Genomic DNA, 3,299 nt, shown 5'->3' with positions numbered 1-3,299 from the left:
GGATTTCCATCGCTAATATCTATTCAATTTCTGATTCTATTATATGAAAACTTTTGCTTTTTGTCAAATTTATTTATAGGGTTTTTAGGGAATCCAGAGTCCACCTATATCCCTTGGCAGTGATAGTGTCAATTGGCTCTAGACTTGCCTTTTTAAATTCTTGTCTGATTTTTCTAATATGCTCCCTAACAGATCTTGGGGTTGTGTTGCGACCACGTTTTTCCATTTCTACAACTATAGCTTCCTTGGAAAGAATATTTGGCATATTATGAATTAGGATAGAACAAATTTCTAGCTCAGACTTGGTTAAGTCAAGGATTTTATTTCCAATCTTGAATACTCCATTGGCTTCATCTAAGGTGTATTCTCCAAGATTAACCACATGAGCCTTTGTAATTTCATCTACTTTTTTAAAAACCTGATCAATAAATTCCTCACGAGTGTAGGAGTGAATCACAAAATCCTTATCTTCTAGCTCTTGCTCGTAAGGATTTTTTTTGTATCTTTCAGTAAGGTAGATAACCGGGATATTTGTTTTTTGCTTTATGTACTGAATAAACTGCAAGCATCGATTGTGAGTCATATCCACCAAGATTAGATCAAAAATACTACAATCCATAAATAAGAGCTCGTCAATAGATTCGATTTTTTCTACGACGACTTCATTTTTATCAAAGTGTGAGTTTATTAGACCTGAAACACCGTTTTCATTTTCAATTGATGCTATTCTCATAATGTCCTCTTTCTATTTGCTCCCTCAAGTATCATAATATCATTGTAAAGTAATGTCAATAGGTTTTTTTGATATTTTTCTAAATTTTTATAATAAATAAATGATTCCAGCAAAAGATAAAGTGGTTATTATGACAATATCATGTATGTTTTCGCTTATATGTAGCCACTTCTAATTGAAAACCGCCATAATTTTATAAATATTTAAAACAAAAAAAAAAAAAAACAAATTGTCTTTACTAGCACAAATTTATGCCACTAGCAAGATTATATATTAACAAATTATCAAGTAAGTGTCAAGAAAAAAATCCCAAACCCAAGGCGTGCCAGGGTCTGGGAAAAAATCCTAAAATTTTATAAGTAGTATTTTTTTATTACATTAAGCTCGTCATCTAGTTCATAAACAAGTGGTTGGCCTGTTGGAATTTCAAGATCCATAATGTCATCATCAGAAATTTTTTCTAGGTGTTTTGCAAGAGCTCTTAGACTGTTGCCGTGAGCTGCTACTAGGACTGTTTCACCTTCAAGAAGTTCTGGTGCGATTGAGTCAAAATAATATGGTAATACTCTTTCAAGAGTTACTTTTAAGTTTTCAGCTCCTGGGATTACATCTTTTGGAAGGTGAGCAAACATTGGTAAATGTGCTTGTTTTTCTTTTTCTTCCTCAGATATTTCTGGTGGAAGAGTATCATAAGATCTTCTCCAGATATGAACTTGTTCGTCACCATATTTTTCTGCTGTTTCTGCCTTATTTAGGCCTTGAAGAGCACCGTAGTGTCTTTCATTGAGTCTGTAAGTTTTTGATTGTGGAACATACATTTGATCAGAATATTCTAAAACAAAGTTACAAGTTTTGATAGCTCTTTTTAAAACAGATGTGTGAGCGTGGTCAAATCTAATGCCAGCTTCTTTGATTTTTCTACCAGCTTCTTTTGCTTCTTCTACACCTTTTTCAGAAAGGTCAACATCTACCCAACCTGTAAACTTGTTAGCTAGGTTCCATTCACTTTGTCCATGTCTTACTAATACTAATTTTTTTGTCATTATCTTCTCCTAAGTTTTTCTATAGCTTCGCTTTCTTCTTGCTTGTTTCTTATAGCTTCATTCCTATTTTCATCCAAACTATCAATCCAATTTAGAGCCTTGGCTGTGCCTTTAATTACACATTCCTGTGGGTCTTCAGCAATCCTTACCCTAATTTGGAACTTCTCTTCTATCCTCTCTTTAAGACCGATTGTAAGAGATGCTCCGCCAGTTAAAATTATTTCCCTATCGAAAATATCTGAGGCAAGCTCTGGAGGAGTCACCTCAAGCACTTTTTTAATTCCCTCAACAATCTTATCAATCTCACCTCTAAGGCAATCCTTAATCTCTGTTACAGGGATAAAAACCTTGGCTGGGAGGGCATTTGTTATATTCCTACCCTTAACTTCGATTGAATCTTCGCTAGTTTTGCCATCTACCGCTTCCTTAATAGCCTCGGCAGAGGAATCTCCTATCAAGAGTCCATAACGACTTCTGATAAATTCTTTAATAAGCCTATCGAAGCTCCCACCAGCTGCATCAACAGACCTAGATGCAATGACTTGACCCATGGAAATCACCGCTATATCGCTAGTGCCACCGCCAACATCAACCACCATTGACCCTTTTGGATCTGTTATATCAACCCCTGCACCAAGTCCTGCTGCAAGAGGCTCCTCGATAAGGTAGGTCCTGTGGGCACCAGCATTTTCTGCAGCTTGGATAACTGCACGCTTCTCTACTTGGGTAGATCTTGCTGGAACGCAGATTAAAAGATCAGGCTTAAAAATAGATTTTTTTAAAGATTTCTTGAGAAAGTAATCAAGCATCCTCTCGGTCGCCTTAAAATCTGCTATAACGCCCTCTTTCATAGGCAAAATACAGGAAACATTACCACCAGCTCTGCCAATAAGCTTCTTGGCATCACTACCCACCGCTAAGATTTCGTCAGATAGGACATCAATGGCTATGACAGATGGTTCGTTCAAAACTATTCCTTTGTTATTAATAAAAACAAGCACACTTGCTGTACCGAGGTCTATAGCAACCGACCTTCTAAATCTTGACATCTTAATTCCTTTTCTATAATTACAAATTTTCGCTAAGCGATGAGCCATTATTTTTTTAATTAGGCACTAGGCCACTTTCGTTAGCACTAGGCTTTTATTTGCTAGGCGCAAGGCCTTATAAGTATATTATATTACTTTTTGTGAATTATTAAACTATTTTATAAAAAATTCGTCCGAGACGAATCAATCTTTATTTTTCTTATCCAATATGAGTTATTATTTTATCTTTTAAATTATTGTTTTATTTACTATTGAATCTTCGTACCTGGGGAGTCCCAGGGGAACGTTTCGCACGTTCCCCAACGCGACTCCCCAGACCCCTTTCGGCTACCCCCTCCGGGCGACCCCTCTCGGGGGATATGGTGTTTGCCTACGGCAAACTGTTGATATAGCGGAGCCCTTGTTTAAGTTGAACTATATCCAAACTTTTTTGACATTCAGTCGGCTAAAATTTGATAACTCGGCTAAAGCCTC

Annotated in this window: 3 protein-coding genes; all 3 read right to left on the bottom strand. The window is 36.5% G+C overall.

Features of this window, described 5'->3' with window-relative positions; genetic code table 11:
• Positions 1-73: 73 nt before the first annotated feature.
• The 3 genes from RQ893_RS08700 to RQ893_RS08690 all read right to left on the bottom strand — a co-directional run bounded on the left by RQ893_RS08700 (position 74) and on the right by RQ893_RS08690 (position 2,825).
• Positions 74-733, bottom strand: coding sequence for a winged helix-turn-helix domain-containing protein (locus RQ893_RS08700; protein ID WP_311482622.1), 660 nt, complete (start codon positions 731-733; stop codon positions 74-76).
• 353 nt (positions 734-1,086) lie between these two features.
• Positions 1,087-1,776 carry a 2,3-diphosphoglycerate-dependent phosphoglycerate mutase gene (gpmA, locus tag RQ893_RS08695; RefSeq protein WP_311482621.1) on the bottom strand — a complete coding sequence of 230 codons (690 nt, stop codon included), beginning with the start codon at positions 1,774-1,776 and terminating at the stop codon, positions 1,087-1,089.
• Positions 1,776-2,825 (bottom strand): rod shape-determining protein, encoded by a 1,050-nt coding sequence (locus tag RQ893_RS08690; RefSeq protein WP_311482620.1) that lies wholly within the window; start codon positions 2,823-2,825, stop codon positions 1,776-1,778. The genes gpmA and RQ893_RS08690 overlap by 1 nt, the downstream gene beginning before the upstream one ends.
• Positions 2,826-3,299 lie beyond the last annotated feature (474 nt).

It is taken from the genome of uncultured Anaerococcus sp. (assembly GCF_963510915.1).
Taxonomy (GTDB): domain Bacteria; phylum Bacillota; class Clostridia; order Tissierellales; family Peptoniphilaceae; genus Anaerococcus.
This window is presented reverse-complemented; position numbering and strand designations above follow the sequence as displayed.